The organism is Bartonella sp. B30(2025) (assembly GCF_053793825.1).
Genome location: NZ_CP200034.1, coordinates 636,198 through 652,477, shown reverse-complemented (window position 1 = coordinate 652,477; position 16,280 = coordinate 636,198). Strand labels below are relative to the sequence as shown.

The window sequence follows — 16,280 nt, the reverse complement described above, 5'->3', positions numbered from 1 at the left end:
TTTTCGTAAAAATAGCATATAACGAATAGAAATGAATATCTATTTATTTTTCACCCATAAATTCTGGAAACCAGCTCTCATAAGCTTTCGTCAATTTAGATATGGAAAGTTGTAATACATCTTTTATATCAAGTGTATCGCCTTCAACTATACCAAGTTCTGTAATGGGGATTTCATTTATTTGTGCTAAATTTTTAAAATCATTAAGTGAATCGGGTTTAATAGCTAAAAGATAGCGCCCTTGATCTTCACCAAAAAGTTCAGCATGACGTAGTGATTTGTTACTGAGCTTTATTTTCATTCCTTTATTTGCTTTAATTACCATTTCTGCAAGCGCAATAGCTAACCCTCCATCAGAAATGTCATGAGCGGCGTGAACAAAACCACGATGGATAACCTCTCGAACAAATTGTCCATGCTTTTTCTCAATCTGTAAATCTACGGGAGGTGGTGCACCTTCATCAATATTCAAAATATCATGAGCATAGATGGATTGTCCTAAATGTGATCCGCAAGACCCAATTAAAACAACGCTATCTTCATTCTGCATCCCACTGATTGTGACCATTTTAGACCAATCATCAAGAAGCCCAACACCAGCTATTGTGGGTGTAGGTAAAATTGCTTCCCCATTGGTTTCATTATAGAGAGAGACATTTCCTGAAACAATAGGGAAATCAAGTACAGCACAGGCTTCACCTATTCCTTTAATGGCGAAAACCAATTGTCCCATAATTTCAGGTTTTTCAGGATTACCAAAATTAAGATTATCTGTAGCGGCTAGTGGCGTTGCACCTGTCGTACTAATGTTGCGCCAGCATTCTGCAACAGCTTGTTTTCCTCCTTCATAAGGATCAGCCTCACAATAGCGGGGTGTTACATCAGAAGAAAAGGCGAGGGCACGTTTATCATTGTTGCTTACACGAATGACGCCTGCATCACCTCCGGGTCGCACAAGACTATTTCCTTGTATAATTGTATCGTATTGCTCATAGATCCATCTTCGTGAACTTTGATTAGCAGAATTTAATAATGTAAGAAGGGCATCAGCAAGGTTTTCAACTTGCTCAACTTCTTCTGCTTTTAGAGTAGTTTTTTTAGCAGGCTCATTCCAAGGGCGGTCGTAAACAGGGGCTTCATTTCCAAGTTCTCTGATTGGAAGGTTAACGACTTCTTTTTCTTGATGAAAGACACGAAAACGTAAATCATTCGTTGTCTTTCCTATAATGGCAAAATGCAGCCCCCACTTGTGAAAAATTTCAGCTGCTTGCTTTTCTAATTCGGGTTTCAGAACCATGAGCATGCGTTCTTGGCTCTCAGAAAGCATCATCTCATAAGCTGTCATGTTTTCTTCACGAACAGGAACTTTATCAAGATTAAGTTCTATTCCTAAATTTCCTTTTGCTCCCATTTCAACTGCAGAAGACGTTAGCCCTGCTGCTCCCATATCCTGGATAGCAACAACAGCTCCAAGTTCCATTAATTCTAAACAAGCCTCAAGGAGACATTTTTCAGTAAAAGGATCACCGACTTGAACAGTTGGGCGTTTTTCGCTGATTGAATCATCAAATTCAGCAGAAGCCATTGTTGCTCCACCAACGCCATCACGCCCTGTTTTAGCCCCAAGATAAACAACAGGAAGTCCTACTCCTTGTGCTTTTGAATAAAAAATAGAATCTGTTTTTGCAATTCCAGCTACAAAAGCGTTAACAAGAATATTTCCATTATAACGCTCATCAAAATTTACTTCTCCACCAACGGTCGGAACACCAAAAGCGTTACTATAACCACCGATTCCAGAAACAACCCCAGAAACAAGATGACGTGTTCGAGGATGATTCGGAGCTCCAAATCGCAATGCATTCATGGATGCAACAGGGCGTGCTCCCATCGTAAAAACATCACGTAAAATACCACCAACACCTGTTGCTGCACCTTGATAAGGCTCAATGTAAGAAGGGTGGTTATGACTTTCCATTTTAAAAACTACACATTGTCCCTGACCAATATCAACAACACCAGCATTTTCACCAGGACCTTGAATGACACATTTACCCTCTGTTGGTAAAGTTTTCAGCCATTTTTTAGATGATTTGTAAGAACAATGTTCATTCCACATTGCAGAAAAAATTCCAAGCTCGGTAAATGTTGGTTCTCGACCAATTAAGGCTAAAATACGTTGATATTCATCTTCTTTTAGTCCGTGTTGCGCAATTAATTCTGGTGTAATGGCTATGTTATTACAAGGGTTCATGAGTATTCCATTTCGTCCAATTAATCGAAATTTAGCATTTTCATTATTATTAATTTAGTCACTTAGTGCATCAATGATTATGTTATTTGATAATGAAATCATTTATAAATGATAGGCTAAAATTTTAATATTCTTCGAGTAGATTCAAATACCAAAAGCAATTTTAAGACAAGTCTTTGCACGTTTAAAACAGTATAATACCTATTAGTATTTACAAAGAGCCTGGTTCATAAATTTATTACGTATAGTTAGGAGATAAAAATGATACGGACCTTTCATTGAAAAACGGTTGAGCAGCAGAATTTTTTTATCATCACCTGTTTGCCAATTCTAAAACACTTTGAAAAAGCAACAGACCATCATTACCACCATGCGCAGGTTCAATAAAGTTTTCAGGATGAGGCATCATACCAAGAATATTTCCGGCTTCATTAACAATACCAGCAATATCATTAATTGAGCCATTAGGATTCGTATTTTCTGCATAACGGAAAACAATTTGTTCATTGTCTTCCATTTGTTTTAATGTTTCACTATCAACAAAATAATTTCCATCGTGGTGAGCAACAGGACAGCGAATAATCTGTCCTTTAGAATAATATCGAGAAAACTTTGTGTTGGCGTTTGTTACTTCAAGTTTGATTTCACGACAAACAAATTTTAGTGAGGCATTACGCATTAAAGCACCAGGCAGTAATCCAGCTTCCAATAAAATTTGGAATCCATTGCATACACCTATTACTATGACACCTTTTTGTGCTTTTTCACGAACAACTTGTAAAACTGGGGCTCTTGCTGCAATGGCGCCACATCTTAAATAGTCACCATAAGAAAAACCACCAGGAATAACAATAACATCGACATCTGGGATTGTCGTATCTGTTTGCCAAACTTTAAATGGCTCAACTCCTGTCACACGAGATAATGCTGCAACCATATCCCGATCGCGGTTTAATCCAGGTAATTGAATAATAGCAGTTTTCATGGAGCAATCCGCTTAAAGGAGTTCTATAGTGTAGTTTTCAATGACAGTATTAGCAAGTAATTCTTTACACATCTGTTCAAGTTCTCGTTTTGCAGTTTCAGCAGGCATATCATTAAGTGAGATATCAAAAACTTTTCCTTGACGAATAGAATGAATATCTCTGAATGCTAAACTTTTTAAAGCACCTGCGATCGCTTCGCCTTGTGGATCAAGGACACTGCTTTTTAAAGTAACTGTAACGCGTGCTTTCATTCTTTATTTCCTATTGCTAAAAATGTTTCTCTTTTAAAGAGCAATATTTTGTATATGCGAAGTAGATGCTAAAAACGGCGACACTCTGTCACCTTATCCTTTATTTTACTAAAACAGGACCACTTGGTCGAGGAGGATCATTTTCATTAATAATACCGAGACGTTTTGCTACTTCTTGGTATGCGTCAAAAATTCCTCCCATATCACGGCGAAAGCGATCTTTGTCCATTTTTTCTTGTGTTTGCATATCCCATAACCGGGCAGAATCAGGTGAAATTTCATCTGCAAGAACGACGCGCATTGTCTCATCTTCCCATAAACGACCAAACTCCATTTTAAAATCAATTAATTGGATATTAACACCTGCAAAGAGTCCAGATAGAAAATCATTAATTCTAACTGAAAGTTGCATAATATCTTCAACTTCCTGCGGAGCTGCCCATCCAAAAGCAGTAATATGCTCTTCAGTTACCATAGGATCATCAAGAGAATCATTTTTATAATAAAATTCAATGATAGATTGTGAAAGAGGGGTTCCTTCTTCTAAACCTAAACGTTTGGAAAGAGAGCCAGCTGCAACATTGCGAACAACAACCTCCAGCGGAATAATTTCAACCGCTTTAATGAGCTGTTCGCGCATATTGATACGTTTAATAAAATGTGTTGGAATACCTAAACGACTAAGATGGCTAAAAATATGTTCCGAAATACGGTTGTTTAAGACACCTTTTCCGTCAATGATTTCATGCTTTTTTGCATTAAAGGCGGTTGCATCATCTTTAAAAAACTGAATATAAGTTCCTGGCTCAGGTCCTTCATATAGAATTTTTGCCTTGCCTTCATAAATACGATTACGACGATTCATCATGATTCTTTAATTATTTGAGAGATTTTAACAGTACTGATAAAGTAATACTATCCTAATTGATAAAAATTCTCAATGATTGCTACAACAATTCTTACAATTTTTATAATCTAAGTTTTATTAAAAAAATGAAGACAATATAAATAAGCACAAAAATAATTTTTGTGAAATTAAATTTTTGCAAAAAAATGAGCAAGAATCATAAGTCCCTCAGGCCAAGGTCCGTGTCCAGATTCTGCATTAATATGTCCAGATTGTCCTGCATCGACAAAGAGTGCCCCCCAATCTTTAGCAAGTTGTTCGGCTACTGAAAATTGGCAAAATTGATCATTGCGACTGGCGACAACTACGGAGGGAAAAGGTAATTTTTCACGACGGTATGGTCCAAATGTTTGTAAGTGTCGTGGACGTATTTTTTCATCGGCAACATCTGGGGGTGCTACAAAAAAAGCACCCAAAATTTTTTCTGAATTTTGTGCAATTGCATCAAGAGCTGTAGGAACACCTAATGAATGGGCTATAATAGCAATAGGTTTTTGCGCTTGTGCAATGGCAATGTTCACTTCATTAACCCATTCTTCGCGTACAGGCTTTGACCAATTGGCTTGTTGAACACGACGAGCTGTAGACAATTTTTGTTCCCAGCGTGTTTGCCAATGATCAGGACCAGATCCTTTATAACCAGGAATCATGAGAATATCGAGTTGATTTGCTTTCATGGTTCTTTTCTTTTACTGTAACACACTTTAAATTTTAATTATGGGGTAATAACCGTGATTATTCTCAAATATATGGGCATTTTTTTTAAATTGTATCATCCAAAAATACGCTTAAAAATCGTGTCGATATGTTTTGTGTGATAAGAAAGATCAAATTTTTCACGCAGTTCTGTTTCACTTAAAGTTTTTGCAACTTCTGGGTCGTTAAGTAACTCTTCTAAAAAATCTTTTCCTTGTTCCCAAACTTTCATCGCATTTCGTTGTACAATTTTATAAGAATCCTCACGGCTAATTCCAGCTTGTGTAAGTGCTAAAAGTACGCGTTGTGAATGAACAAGTCCACGAAATTTATTAAGATTTTTTTTCATATTTTCTGGGTATACAATTAAATTTTTAATTACGGATGTTAATCGGGCAAGGGCAAAATCAAGTGTAATTGTGGCATCAGGTCCAATATAACGTTCAACAGATGAGTGAGAAATATCGCGTTCATGCCAAAGTGCTACATTTTCCATAGCGGGAATTGTAAATGCGCGGATCATACGCGCTAATCCAGTTAAATTTTCTGTGAGAACTGGATTACGTTTATGGGGCATTGCAGATGACCCTTTTTGTCCAGGTGAAAAATATTCTTCTGCTTCGAGAACCTCTGTTCGTTGTAAATGGCGTATTTCTATGGCTAGTCTTTCAATGGATGAAGCAATAACCCCAAGTGTTGCAAAGAACATAGCGTGACGATCGCGAGGTATCACTTGGGTAGAGACAGGTTCAACATGCATTCCCAATGCTTTTGCTACATGTTCTTCAACGCGTGGGTCAATATTAGCAAAAGTCCCTACAGCTCCTGATATAGCGCAAGTAGAAATTTCTTCACGCGCAGCAAGAAGACGTTTATGACAACGGGAAAACTCAGCATATGCAAGAGCAAATTTAACTCCAAATGTTGTTGGTTCAGCATGAATACCATGACTACGTCCGATAGTAATTGTTTCTTTATGCTCAAAAGCACGTTTTTTTAATGCTTCAAGAAGTTGCTCTATATCTTTTAGCAAAAGATCACAGGCACGCATCAATTGAATATTGAATGCTGTATCTAATACATCAGATGAAGTCATCCCTTGATGAATAAAACGTGCGTCTGGTCCGATAAATTCAGCTAAGTGAGTTAAAAACGCAATAACATCATGTTTGGTGATAGCTTCAATTTCATTAATACGATTTATATCAAAATCGGCTGTTGCTCCTTTTTCCCAAATAACTTCTGCAGCTTTTTTGGGAATAATACCTATTTGAGCAAGCGCATCACAGGCATGAGCTTCAATTTCAAACCAAATACGATACTTGGTTTTGGGGGACCAAATTTTTACCATTTCAGGTCGGGAATAACGTGTTATCATAATTTTTTCCTTATTGTGAAAGAGTTGCAGCTTGGCGCAATGCGTTAATACGTTTTTTGTAAAGCTCTTTATTGCCGTCTTTATAAATTGCAGAGCCTGCTACAAATACATTTGCACCAGCTTTTGCAGTTATTCCGACTGTATCAACTGTGATACCACCATCAACCTCAAGATCAATAGGCCGGTTAGCAATCATACTTTTGACTCGTTTAATTTTATCTCGCATTTCTGGAATAAAATTTTGTCCACCAAATCCAGGGTTAACAGTCATGATAAGTATGAGATCTAATTGATCAAGTAAATATTCCAACACATGTTCTGGTGTGCTGGGATTAAGTGAAATTCCTGCCTTTTTCCCCATCGCTTTGATTGTTTGTATTGAACGATGAAGATGAGGAGTTGCTTCAGCGTGAATGGTTATAATATCTGCGCCAGCTTTTGCAAAAGCTTCAAGATAAGGATCTACTGGTGCAATCATCAAATGAACGTCAAATATAGCTTTAGTTAATGGACGCAGCGATTGTACAACACCAGGTCCAAAAGTGATATTAGGAACGAAGTGCCCATCCATAATATCAAGATGGAGCCAATCTGCGCCAGCATCTACAATATCTGATACTTCATGACCAAGTTTAGAAAAATCAGAAGCCAAAAGCGATGGTGCAATGAGGTAAGGACGAGGCATTAAAATCTCCTTTATTGGCGTTCTTTGTAACATGTCGTTTTGTGTATTGAAATATCATTTATATTATAATGAGAGTGTGTAAGAGATCTTTGGATTGAAGTTTTAAAATTTGTATAAGTAAAAGATATGTTAAATAATAAGTGCATTTAATACCCTAAATTCAAAATATTGTTACTATTTTTAGAGATAGAATGCCTCATTTTGCAGGAGCTGTGCACATTATGTGACGATGAATAACATGAAAGGAAAGCGTGGAGAAAACAGTTTCTAGTTTGTTGCTCCTGGTTAAAATGATTCACAACTCTTCTTGTTTGCTTAAAGCATCACAGTACTTATAAATTTTTTTATAGAGAATGCAAATTTTTGTATTAGTCGTTTTAGAGGAAGCATCGCTCATTAACTGATATTTTTTCTAAGCGTGGTAATTGTACAAATGTGGTAATTGTACAAATAATGCGTATATTAATTCATGATAATGATTGGATTGCACTTTATAAACAGGTCTCTCCAGTCTCTTTCAGATACTTTAGCATCACTTTGGTTGTTGTTTGATCCATTGTTACGAACATGCAACCGATTATGTTTTGATTGGCAGAATTGTTGTAATAAGTCGTAATCAAAAGGAATGCTTTAGTATGTTTGGATCGTGAATATCACACTCTACCTTTGTGAAGTTTTTCATTTTTTAATTTTGATAATTTTTTTGCTGTATTTCAGTTTTATCACAATAACAGGTTGTTTCATTGATATGCTATATCGTTCTTAATATTTGATTTTTTCTTTTTGTAAGTTTGTTGGCAGATTATAAAAAGGGTATTTATGGAAGGCTATGACAAACTTTACTACAGGGTATAATATACTATATAAAGAAGCGCTTAAAAATTTAAGTAATGGCTTTAAACATATTTTTGCATTGATTAATGCAGCACAATATATGAATTCGAGTGCATCATATATGGAGGTTTATGGCATGAGCGAACAGGTTGAAAGCCAGTATCATCCTAGTGAAGATGAGCCTTTTATGAATGAACGGCAAAAGGCGTATTTTCGTGCTAAATTGATTTCTTGGAAAAATGATATTTTAAGAGAAGCCCGTGAAACTTTAGAAAATTTGCAAGAAAATAGTGTAGGTCAACCGGATTTAACAGATAGGGCATCTTGCGAAACCAATCGTACTATTGAATTACGTGCTCGTGATCGCCAAAGAAAGCTTATTTTAAAGATAGATGCGGCTTTGGAACGTATTGATAATGGGACATATGGATTTTGTGAAGAAACTGGTGAGCCTATCAGTATAAAGCGTCTTGAAGCGCGACCAACCGCAGTTTTGTCGTTAGAAGCTCAAGAACGCCACGAAAGACGAGAAAAAGTCTATCGTGACGATTGAAATGGTTATAGTAACAAAGAATCAAAATATTTTATTCTATAATCGGACACTTTATTTTGGGGGGAGAGGGATAGATAAAGAGGGTTCTTGTCTACCTTCGATTTTAGCAGTGATTGCTGAATCTTCCAGATATTGATTTACAAAAAATGCAGAGGTATCATTATCCGTATGCTTTTCTTCAGGTACAAGAAGGGAAGCTTTTTTTGTTGAGTTATGATTTCTATCAGTTTCTATGTTTGTTGATTGTGTATTTTTTTTAAGCTTATCGATGCTTTTATGTGTAACACTGGGAGTACCTATAGTATTAGATTCTACAACAATATCTGTTTCTCCACCGATAAGAAGCAAATGTTCTGTATTATCCCAGCGTACCACAACAAGATGACGTGTACGATCGATAACGATTGTGTCGCATACGGTTAATCGTGATGGGTAATTTTTTTTATTGATCTTAAAACTTATTGTACGTAAACGACCTAATAACATAATGATTATAGAAATAATCGCTATTGTAGCTATGAAAAACGCAAGATTTATGATCATGTTAGTTGTGGGTGTGCCCATTTGGTTTATTAACCAGGTATACATGTCATGTCTCCCATTTTATTAACCTAGACATTATTTTTCATTTATATAAATTTGTAAAGATCATTTAAAAATTCACTTCAATAATATGAAGCATGATTTTTAAAAATTGAGTGATTTTTATTAGGTAAATATTATAGTGAATTTATATTTTATATTACTGGTAAATGATTATAGCATAAAAAAATGCCTATAATCGAGGCAAATAAAAATGAATAAAGAATTTGAAAATATTGAAAGAGCATTGTCTGCTTCTGGACATCGGAGAGCTGTGGTTTTTTGTGTTGGTTTTATTATCATCTTTTTGTTTGTTTTGGGATTTGTAGGCTTTTTTAATCAGCAGAGCTATTTTCAAACAGGCATTTTGATATCTTTTTTATCTTTAGCTATTATAGGTATTATTTCTTTGATTTTGATAGGAATGGGAATTTTGAAGTATACTGCGGGGCATGTCCGCGAAAGCTTTAACTTCAGCATTTTTAATAATACAGATGATGTAATTATAGTCTCTGATTTATCAGGTTTTGTTTATTATTCTAATCAAAATTATCGAAAAATTCTTACTTATAAGCCTGAAGATTCTTGTTATGTAGTTATTGCTAATCTTCCAGGGGCTGGTGCGCTTTCGTATCGCCTAAAAGTAGCTGCATCTAATAATCTTGCTGCACAGGAGAAGTTAAAAGTAGAGCATCCAATCTTTCTTCATTCAACACAAAAAAACTTTGTTTGGTATAATATTTCTGTTCAACCAATAACAATGCATCAAAAAAAATTTTTATTTTGGCGCATTACAGACATTTCTCATTTGCAAGAGTATCGTGAAACTTTTTTTTCGAATTTACAAGAAGCTATCAATCATTTAGATCAAGCTCCTATTGGCTTTTTATCTGTTAATACAAAGGGAATGATCCTTTATGCAAACGCAATTTTTGCTGAATGGTTTTCAATTAATTTAGCGAATTTTACTGTTGGTCAATATAATTTTGATCAATTATTTTATGATATTGAAGAGAATAATACGTGGAATGGTCTTTGTTTACAGCACAAAAAACATCAAAAATCAGGTTATTCTATACCTTATACGTTTTCTTTATGTTTAAATTCAGAGATTGGCAATAAAAAGATATTAAATTGTTTTATGTGTTCTTCTTCTTTAGAAGATGAAGCTATTTATCGTATTGTGATGATGCCGCAGCACATACAACAAGGAGAGGCAGATGATCCATTCAAATTACCAAGCCCTTTGGTAGGGTATTTTGATGCATGTCCTTTTGCAATAGCCGTAGTTGATCAAAAAGGACAAGTGGTGCATGCAAATAATGTTTTTTCATCATTAATGGGATGCGCAAAAAGTGCTGTGAATCTTTATTCTATTATAGCTGGTTTTGACCATGCACAGTTAGAGCGTGCATTTCAAAAAATTATCTTGAATAAAAATTATTCAGCTTCGATAGAAGCAGTATTAAAAAAGAATGAAGAGCGTCATTTGCGCCTTCATGTTATGCCTGTAACCATGAATCATACTGATGCATTACGAGATTTAGCGATTATATCTGTTGTAGAAATTACAGAGCAAAAAACGCTTGAAGATAAAATGATACAAAGTCAGAAAATGCAAGCTGTTGGGCAATTAGCTGGTGGTATTGCTCATGATTTTAATAATGTTTTAACAGCAATCTTAATGTCGTGCGATCTTCTTTTAAATACGCATCGAAGTTCTGATCCGGCACATGCAGATCTCATTAACATTAAAAACAATGTTAACCGTGCTGCTGCACTTGTGCAACAATTGTTAGCTTTTTCTAGAAAGCAAACACTTCGACCTGAAAAAGTTGACTTTACAGAACTTCTATCAGATATCCGCAATCTCATTTTACCACTTTTAGGCAATGATATTCAGTTAAAAATTATTCATGGGAGAGATTTGTGGAGCGTTGAAGTTGATCAAGCATCTTTCCAGCGTGTTATTATGAATTTAGTTATTAATGCGCGTGATGCTATGCCTGATGGTGGTGTTATTACAATTGCAACAAACAATATTACAAAGCAACAGAGTGCTGAATTTAGTTATATTGATTTTGTAATTGGTGAATATGTTCAATTAACAATTTCAGATACAGGAACAGGGATATCAGCTGCTATAAAAGAAAAAATATTTGAGCCATTTTTTACAACAAAAGAAGTTGGAAGAGGAACAGGACTTGGATTGTCAATGGTCTATGGTATGATTAAACAAACAGGTGGTTATATTTATTGTGATAGCCAAGAAGGAAGAGGAACAACATTTCATATTTTTCTTCCTCGTTATATTCCTAATATTGATAATGAGGTGTCTCAAAAAGTTGAAAAAATAGAGGAACAGGAAAAAAATACAGATTTGACAGGATCTTCGACTATTTTATTGGTTGAAGATGAAGATTCTGTTAGAATGGGAGAGGTCAGAGCACTCAAAATGCGAGGATATACTGTTTTAGAAGCTGCAAGCGGTGTTGAAGCACTTGCTGTTCTTGAAGAAAAAAAAGGCGCTGTTGATATTATCGTTTCTGATGTGGTCATGCCAGAAATGGATGGTCCGACTTTACTCAAAGAGGTCCGTAAAAATTATCCTAATATAAAATTTATTTTTGTATCTGGGTATGCGAAAGATGCATTTACTAAAAATCTTCCCCAAGATGCGGTGTTTGGTTTTTTATCGAAACCATTTACTCTCAAACAATTAGCTGTAGCAGTTAAAGAAAATCTTGCACAATAAAATAAAAATATACATTTTTAGCTTTTCAAATAAAAACATATGGATATTTTAGAGAGGTAATATAAGCCGTATAAAATCAGTAAACTGATTCAGCGTGATTAGACCTGGCATTTAAAAGATAATATATTTTGTATAAAATATCTTCATAAAACAGTGGTTTAAGTGCATTAAAATTTTTACAAATTTTAAGATTTTAGGAATTCAAAAATCAATCAAACTATAACATTAGAGCTTTTTAGCTGACGTATTCATAAAGAAAAAAGTTGTTGTTGTGCATCTGACATTATATTATTTCCTTCAATAAAGGCTTTTAAGGTTTCCGGATAAAGTTTATGCTCAGCTTTAAGTACTCTTTGTGCTAAGCTATCTACGGTATCATTGGCACATACTGGAACGGCAGCCTGACCAAGAATTTTCCCTGCATCCATATCTTCTACAACAAGATGAACAGTGCAACCAGTAATTTTAACACCTGCTTGTAAAACTCTTTCATGAGTCTTTAAGCCTTTAAACGAAGGTAAAAGAGAAGGATGGATATTTAGAATTCGTCCTTCATAAAGTTTTATAAAATGCGCTGAGACAAGACGCATATAACCAGCAAAACAGATGAGATCTGGCTGATATTGAGCTAAAATCGTAAAAATAGCTTCTTCGTGAGCTTCTTTTGTCAGGTACTTTTTTCGATCTACAATGTGAACAGGTAAATTATTATTACGTGCTTTTTCAATACCAGCAGCATGAGGATTATCACAAATTACTGCAATAATTTCAGCGGGGTATTCTTCTTGTTTGCTTGCTTTAATGAGGCAAGCCATATTAGATCCATTTCCAGAAATAAAAACAATAACTCGTTTTTTCATAAATGAAGCATACCTTTACAGATCACTTTTTTATCTTGGCGTTTTATTAAAGAGCCGAGCAAAGTAACACATTCACCTTGTGCTATAAGTGCTTGCGTAATTTTTTTAACTTCGTGTTGTGCTACGATAACGATCATACCAATACCACAATTAAATGTTCGTAACATCTCTTTTTCTTCTATTTTTCCCTGTTGAGCAATCCATGAAAAGACTGGTGGTATGGGAATAGCCGAAAGATTAATTTCTGCACAAAGAGAAGATGGAAGTACGCGTGGAATGTTTTCCCAAAATCCTCCACCTGTAATGTGAGCAAGAGCTTTAATTCCTTCGCAATTACGTAAAACAGAGAGAAGAGATTTGACATAAATGCGTGTTGGTGTGAGAAGCGCTGTACTAAGGTTCAATTTAGGATTAAAAGGAGCGGGATCATTCCATTTCATATTATCTTGTTGAACGATTCGTCTAACGAGAGAAAATCCATTAGAATGGATTCCAGATGAACTAAGTCCTAAAATGATATCATTTTCTGCGAGGTCTTTTGAAGGTAACAATGCGTTACGTTCTACAGCACCGACAGCAAAGCCTGCTAAATCGTAATCTCCTTCTGCATACATGCCAGGCATTTCTGCTGTCTCTCCCCCAATAAGGGCTGCACCTGCTTGCTGACATCCTAAGGCAATTCCAGAAACAATTTCGGCGCCTTGTTCAGGGTCAAGCTTTCCAGTGGCAAAATAATCAAGAAAGAAAAGAGGTTCAGCGCCTTGTACAAGTAAATCATTAACGCACATAGCGACAAGATCAATACCAACAGTATCATGGATGCCTGTTTCAATAGCAATTTTTAATTTTGTTCCTACACCATCATTTGCGGCAACAAGAATTGGATCTACAAAACCCGCTGCTTTTAAATCAAATAGTCCGCCAAATCCACCAATTTCTGCATCTGTCCCAGTTCGCTTGGTCGAGCGTATATAAGGTTTAATCTTTTCTACCATAGCATTGCCCATATTGATGTTTACACCAGCTTTTGCATAGGTAAGATTATGGTTAGATTTAGCGTTTAGGATATCTTGGTTGCTCATTGGAGTCTTTCTTAATAGAAAATCAGATTTTATATTATACACTGCCATGATAATATTATATTAGCAATGCCATGATAAAGTTTTCTCTGCAAGAGATATTGATATTTATCGTGTAAGAAGTGGATGAGTTTTGTTGACCCATGGGGCAGAAATTTATAATATTTTGTGAATTTTTTTGAGAATCTCTATGAATAAAATACCAGATAATTACGATGATTCTGCTTTACAGCTAATAAAAGAAAAAGTTAAAAAAAATGAGATACGGGGTCGCTATACGGCTTATGTGCCTGCTTATACTCAAGTTCCATTACCAAACAACATGAAAAAGCAACTTTTTTTCTGGCTTGGTGCGTTGTTTTTCTTTCTTCTTTTTATGTTTGCTTTTGCATCAATTTTGCTTCCTTTTGTAGTAGGGATTGTATTAGCATATTTTCTCAATCCAGTCGTTCAATTGCTTGAAAAAATTGGCATTCGTCGTGTTTTTGGCACTATTCTGATCACTTTATTTATTATTATTACTTTTGTTGCTGCTTTAATAATTTTAATTCCTATTGTCAGCGGGCAAATACAGCAATTTATAAGAGATGGTTTGCCAATTTATATTAATCGTATTCAGACTTTTTTTGTTGAGCATGATTTTGATTGGGTTCGGCGTTATTTTGGTAGTGATCCCTATAAGCTACAAGCTAATATTAAAGGAATTTTAGGACAAAGTTCTGATTTGATTACTTCTCTCTTGAATTCGCTTTTGCAGTCAGGAAAATCTATAATGGATATTGTCAGTCTATTTGTAGTGGCACCGGTGGTGGCATTTTATATGTTATTGGACTGGCCACGTATGGTAGTAGCGGTTGATTCGTGGATACCGAGGGACCATCTTGAAACTGTTCGCAGCATTTTTCATGAAATGGATAGAGCAATTGCTGGGTTTGTTCGTGGACAGGGAACTGTCTGTTTAATATTGGGCGTGTATTATATTGTTGGGTTGACTGCTACAGGACTCAATTTTGGTCTTTTGATTGGTATATTTATTGGTCTTATTAGTTTTATCCCTTACATTGGTGCAATGAGTGGCTTTATCTTATCTGTTGGTGTTGCATGGGTTCAGTTTTATCCAGATAATTGGAGCAGTATTATTATTATTATGGTTATATTTTTTGCTGGCCAATTTATTGAAGGTTATGTTCTTCAACCAAAACTTGTGGGTTCATCAGTAGGGTTGCACCCTGTGTGGTTGATGTTTGCACTTTTTGCTTTTTCTTCATTATTTGGTTTTACAGGTATGCTTGTTGCTGTTCCCGCTGCTGCTGCTGTTGGTGTGTTAGTGCGTTTTGCTTTGCACACTTATCTAAATTCTCAGATGTATTTGCAAAGTGGAAAGTTGGAGCAGGCAAATGAAGAAACGTGAAATACAATTGCCATTAAATTTTTCCGATACGTCTAATCCAGTTTTTCAATTTGATGATTTGGTAGTGACAGAGAGCAATCATATGGCTTTTCAGCTTATTAGCAATTGGCCAAATTGGGTTTTACCTATTGCCGTTTTGGTTGGGAAAAAAGGGTCAGGGAAAACGCACTTTTCTAATGTATGGGCACAAAAAGCTGATGCTTTGAGCATTCACCGAGATAAAATTGATCAGGTTGTTGCTACCGCTTCTTCTTCAGGAAGACCATTTTTAATTGAGGATATTGATGCAGATAAAATTAGTGAGACAGGGCTTTTCCATTTAATCAATAGTGTTAGACAAGCAAATCTTCATATGCGTCAAGCTACTTTATTGCTGACAGCATGTACAGTACCTTCTATGTGGCATTTGACGCTAAATGATTTAAAAAGTCGTCTTAATTCGGTTATGTTAGTTGAAATTAATCAACCAGATGATGCATTGTTAACGGCTGTTGCTTTTAAGTTTTTTTCAGATAGACAGATCATTGTTCATCCCGATACTATTTATTATCTTGTAAGCCGTTGTGAACGCTCTTTATTTTCATTAAAACGCATCATTGATTCTGTTGATCAGTTAGCCTTGCAAAGAAAAAGTAAGATAACACGCACCGTTATTGGTGAAGTTCTTGATATGCAAATACAGTAGAAAATATTATTTTTACGTAGTTAAAATTATTTAATCAAAATATTTATTTTTGTTATTATTTCTATAATATGATGGTGAGTGTTATCATCTGTTTTTTATCTTTACATGATAACATTTTTTATATCATCATGCGTCATATATCTCTTAATATCGTCGATGCAATTAAAGTACTTTTGATACAATATAAACAGGCTCAATTTTTTATAGGGAGATTCTATTTATTGGGTTTTATAAATTAATTTTTTGTGGATATCAGTTTAAATTTTCGTTAAAGAGCGAAAAATTTTGTTTATTTTTTTTATAAAGTTCTTTTTTGTAAAGAAATGAGACAAAATTTAAAAAAAATGTGTTTTTCTCTTGCACT

Annotated in this window: 14 protein-coding genes; 4 read left to right on the top strand and 10 right to left on the bottom strand. The window is 35.1% G+C overall.

Going from position 1 to position 16,280, the window contains the following annotated elements; translation table 11 throughout:
* Positions 1 to 43: 43 nt before the first annotated feature.
* The 7 genes from purL to rpe all read right to left on the bottom strand — a co-directional run bounded on the left by purL (position 44) and on the right by rpe (position 7,157).
* On the bottom strand, positions 44 to 2,254 hold the full coding sequence (gene purL / locus V4P55_RS02725; protein WP_455474902.1) for a phosphoribosylformylglycinamidine synthase subunit PurL: 2,211 nt from the start codon (positions 2,252 to 2,254) through the stop codon (positions 44 to 46).
* Positions 2,255 to 2,567: 313 nt separating this feature from the next.
* The gene (purQ, locus tag V4P55_RS02720; protein ID WP_455474901.1) at positions 2,568 to 3,239 is read right to left on the bottom strand and encodes a phosphoribosylformylglycinamidine synthase subunit PurQ; all 672 of its coding nucleotides are present in this window, start codon (positions 3,237 to 3,239) and stop codon (positions 2,568 to 2,570) included.
* Positions 3,240 to 3,251: 12 nt separating this feature from the next.
* On the bottom strand, positions 3,252 to 3,491 hold the full coding sequence (gene purS / locus V4P55_RS02715) for a phosphoribosylformylglycinamidine synthase subunit PurS (RefSeq protein ID WP_455474900.1): 240 nt from the start codon (positions 3,489 to 3,491) through the stop codon (positions 3,252 to 3,254).
* Positions 3,492 to 3,591: 100 nt separating this feature from the next.
* On the bottom strand, positions 3,592 to 4,356 hold the full coding sequence (gene purC, locus V4P55_RS02710; protein WP_455475110.1) for a phosphoribosylaminoimidazolesuccinocarboxamide synthase: 765 nt from the start codon (positions 4,354 to 4,356) through the stop codon (positions 3,592 to 3,594).
* A gap of 170 nt (positions 4,357 to 4,526) precedes the next feature.
* Positions 4,527 to 5,075 (bottom strand): RBBP9/YdeN family alpha/beta hydrolase, encoded by a 549-nt coding sequence (locus V4P55_RS02705; protein WP_455474899.1) that lies wholly within the window; start codon positions 5,073 to 5,075, stop codon positions 4,527 to 4,529.
* Between the two features lie 95 nt (positions 5,076 to 5,170).
* Positions 5,171 to 6,472, bottom strand: coding sequence for an adenylosuccinate lyase (gene purB, locus V4P55_RS02700; RefSeq protein ID WP_455474898.1), 1,302 nt, complete (start codon positions 6,470 to 6,472; stop codon positions 5,171 to 5,173).
* A gap of 10 nt (positions 6,473 to 6,482) precedes the next feature.
* The gene (rpe, locus tag V4P55_RS02695; protein ID WP_455474897.1) at positions 6,483 to 7,157 is read right to left on the bottom strand and encodes a ribulose-phosphate 3-epimerase; all 675 of its coding nucleotides are present in this window, start codon (positions 7,155 to 7,157) and stop codon (positions 6,483 to 6,485) included.
* 970 nt (positions 7,158 to 8,127) lie between these two features.
* Here rpe and dksA point away from each other — a divergent pair.
* Complete coding sequence (dksA, locus tag V4P55_RS02690; RefSeq protein WP_455475109.1) at positions 8,128 to 8,544, top strand: RNA polymerase-binding protein DksA; 417 nt, start codon at positions 8,128 to 8,130, stop codon at positions 8,542 to 8,544.
* A gap of 51 nt (positions 8,545 to 8,595) precedes the next feature.
* Here the strand turns inward: dksA and V4P55_RS02685 are convergent, their stop codons facing one another.
* The gene (locus tag V4P55_RS02685; protein WP_455474896.1) at positions 8,596 to 9,087 is read right to left on the bottom strand and encodes a flagellar biosynthetic protein FliO; all 492 of its coding nucleotides are present in this window, start codon (positions 9,085 to 9,087) and stop codon (positions 8,596 to 8,598) included.
* 253 nt (positions 9,088 to 9,340) lie between these two features.
* Between V4P55_RS02685 and V4P55_RS02680 the strand changes: the two genes are divergently transcribed.
* Positions 9,341 to 11,881, top strand: a complete 2,541-nt coding sequence (locus V4P55_RS02680; protein WP_455474895.1) for a response regulator — start codon at positions 9,341 to 9,343, stop codon at positions 11,879 to 11,881.
* A 248-nt stretch (positions 11,882 to 12,129) separates the two neighbouring features.
* Here V4P55_RS02680 and purN read toward each other — a convergent pair whose 3' ends face one another.
* Together purN and purM are read right to left on the bottom strand one after the other, a co-directional pair.
* Entirely contained in the window at positions 12,130 to 12,741 is a 612-nt protein-coding gene (purN, locus tag V4P55_RS02675; RefSeq protein ID WP_455474894.1) for a phosphoribosylglycinamide formyltransferase, read from the bottom strand.
* Positions 12,738 to 13,823: a phosphoribosylformylglycinamidine cyclo-ligase gene (gene purM / locus V4P55_RS02670; protein ID WP_455474893.1), complete on the bottom strand. Its 1,086-nt coding sequence runs from the start codon at positions 13,821 to 13,823 to the stop codon at positions 12,738 to 12,740. The genes purN and purM overlap by 4 nt, the downstream gene beginning before the upstream one ends.
* Positions 13,824 to 14,010: 187 nt before the next feature.
* On the opposite strand from purM, the gene V4P55_RS02665 reads away from it, so the two are divergent.
* Positions 14,011 to 15,231, top strand: a complete 1,221-nt coding sequence (locus V4P55_RS02665) for an AI-2E family transporter (RefSeq protein WP_455474892.1) — start codon at positions 14,011 to 14,013, stop codon at positions 15,229 to 15,231.
* Positions 15,218 to 15,916 (top strand): DnaA regulatory inactivator HdaA, encoded by a 699-nt coding sequence (gene hdaA, locus V4P55_RS02660; RefSeq protein WP_455474891.1) that lies wholly within the window; start codon positions 15,218 to 15,220, stop codon positions 15,914 to 15,916. The genes V4P55_RS02665 and hdaA overlap by 14 nt, the downstream gene beginning before the upstream one ends.
* Positions 15,917 to 16,280 lie beyond the last annotated feature (364 nt).

Excerpts from the sequence above, each read along its gene's own strand:
- purL (WP_455474902.1), bottom strand. The coding sequence starts at position 2,254 with ATGAACCCTTGTAATAACATAGCCATTACACCAGAATTAATTGCGCAA.
- dksA (WP_455475109.1), top strand. The coding sequence starts at position 8,128 with ATGAGCGAACAGGTTGAAAGCCAGTATCATCCTAGTGAAGATGAGCCT.
- purN (WP_455474894.1), bottom strand. The coding sequence starts at position 12,741 with ATGAAAAAACGAGTTATTGTTTTTATTTCTGGAAATGGATCTAATATG.
- V4P55_RS02665 (WP_455474892.1), top strand. The coding sequence starts at position 14,011 with ATGAATAAAATACCAGATAATTACGATGATTCTGCTTTACAGCTAATA.
- hdaA (WP_455474891.1), top strand. The coding sequence starts at position 15,218 with ATGAAGAAACGTGAAATACAATTGCCATTAAATTTTTCCGATACGTCT.
- V4P55_RS02705 (WP_455474899.1), bottom strand. The coding sequence starts at position 5,075 with ATGAAAGCAAATCAACTCGATATTCTCATGATTCCTGGTTATAAAGGA.
- purB (WP_455474898.1), bottom strand. The coding sequence starts at position 6,472 with ATGATAACACGTTATTCCCGACCTGAAATGGTAAAAATTTGGTCCCCC.
- V4P55_RS02685 (WP_455474896.1), bottom strand. The coding sequence starts at position 9,087 with ATGATCATAAATCTTGCGTTTTTCATAGCTACAATAGCGATTATTTCT.
- V4P55_RS02680 (WP_455474895.1), top strand. The coding sequence starts at position 9,341 with ATGAATAAAGAATTTGAAAATATTGAAAGAGCATTGTCTGCTTCTGGA.
- purQ (WP_455474901.1), bottom strand. The coding sequence starts at position 3,239 with ATGAAAACTGCTATTATTCAATTACCTGGATTAAACCGCGATCGGGAT.
- rpe (WP_455474897.1), bottom strand. The coding sequence starts at position 7,157 with ATGCCTCGTCCTTACCTCATTGCACCATCGCTTTTGGCTTCTGATTTT.
- purM (WP_455474893.1), bottom strand. The coding sequence starts at position 13,823 with ATGAGCAACCAAGATATCCTAAACGCTAAATCTAACCATAATCTTACC.
- purC (WP_455475110.1), bottom strand. The coding sequence starts at position 4,356 with ATGAATCGTCGTAATCGTATTTATGAAGGCAAGGCAAAAATTCTATAT.
- purS (WP_455474900.1), bottom strand. The coding sequence starts at position 3,491 with ATGAAAGCACGCGTTACAGTTACTTTAAAAAGCAGTGTCCTTGATCCA.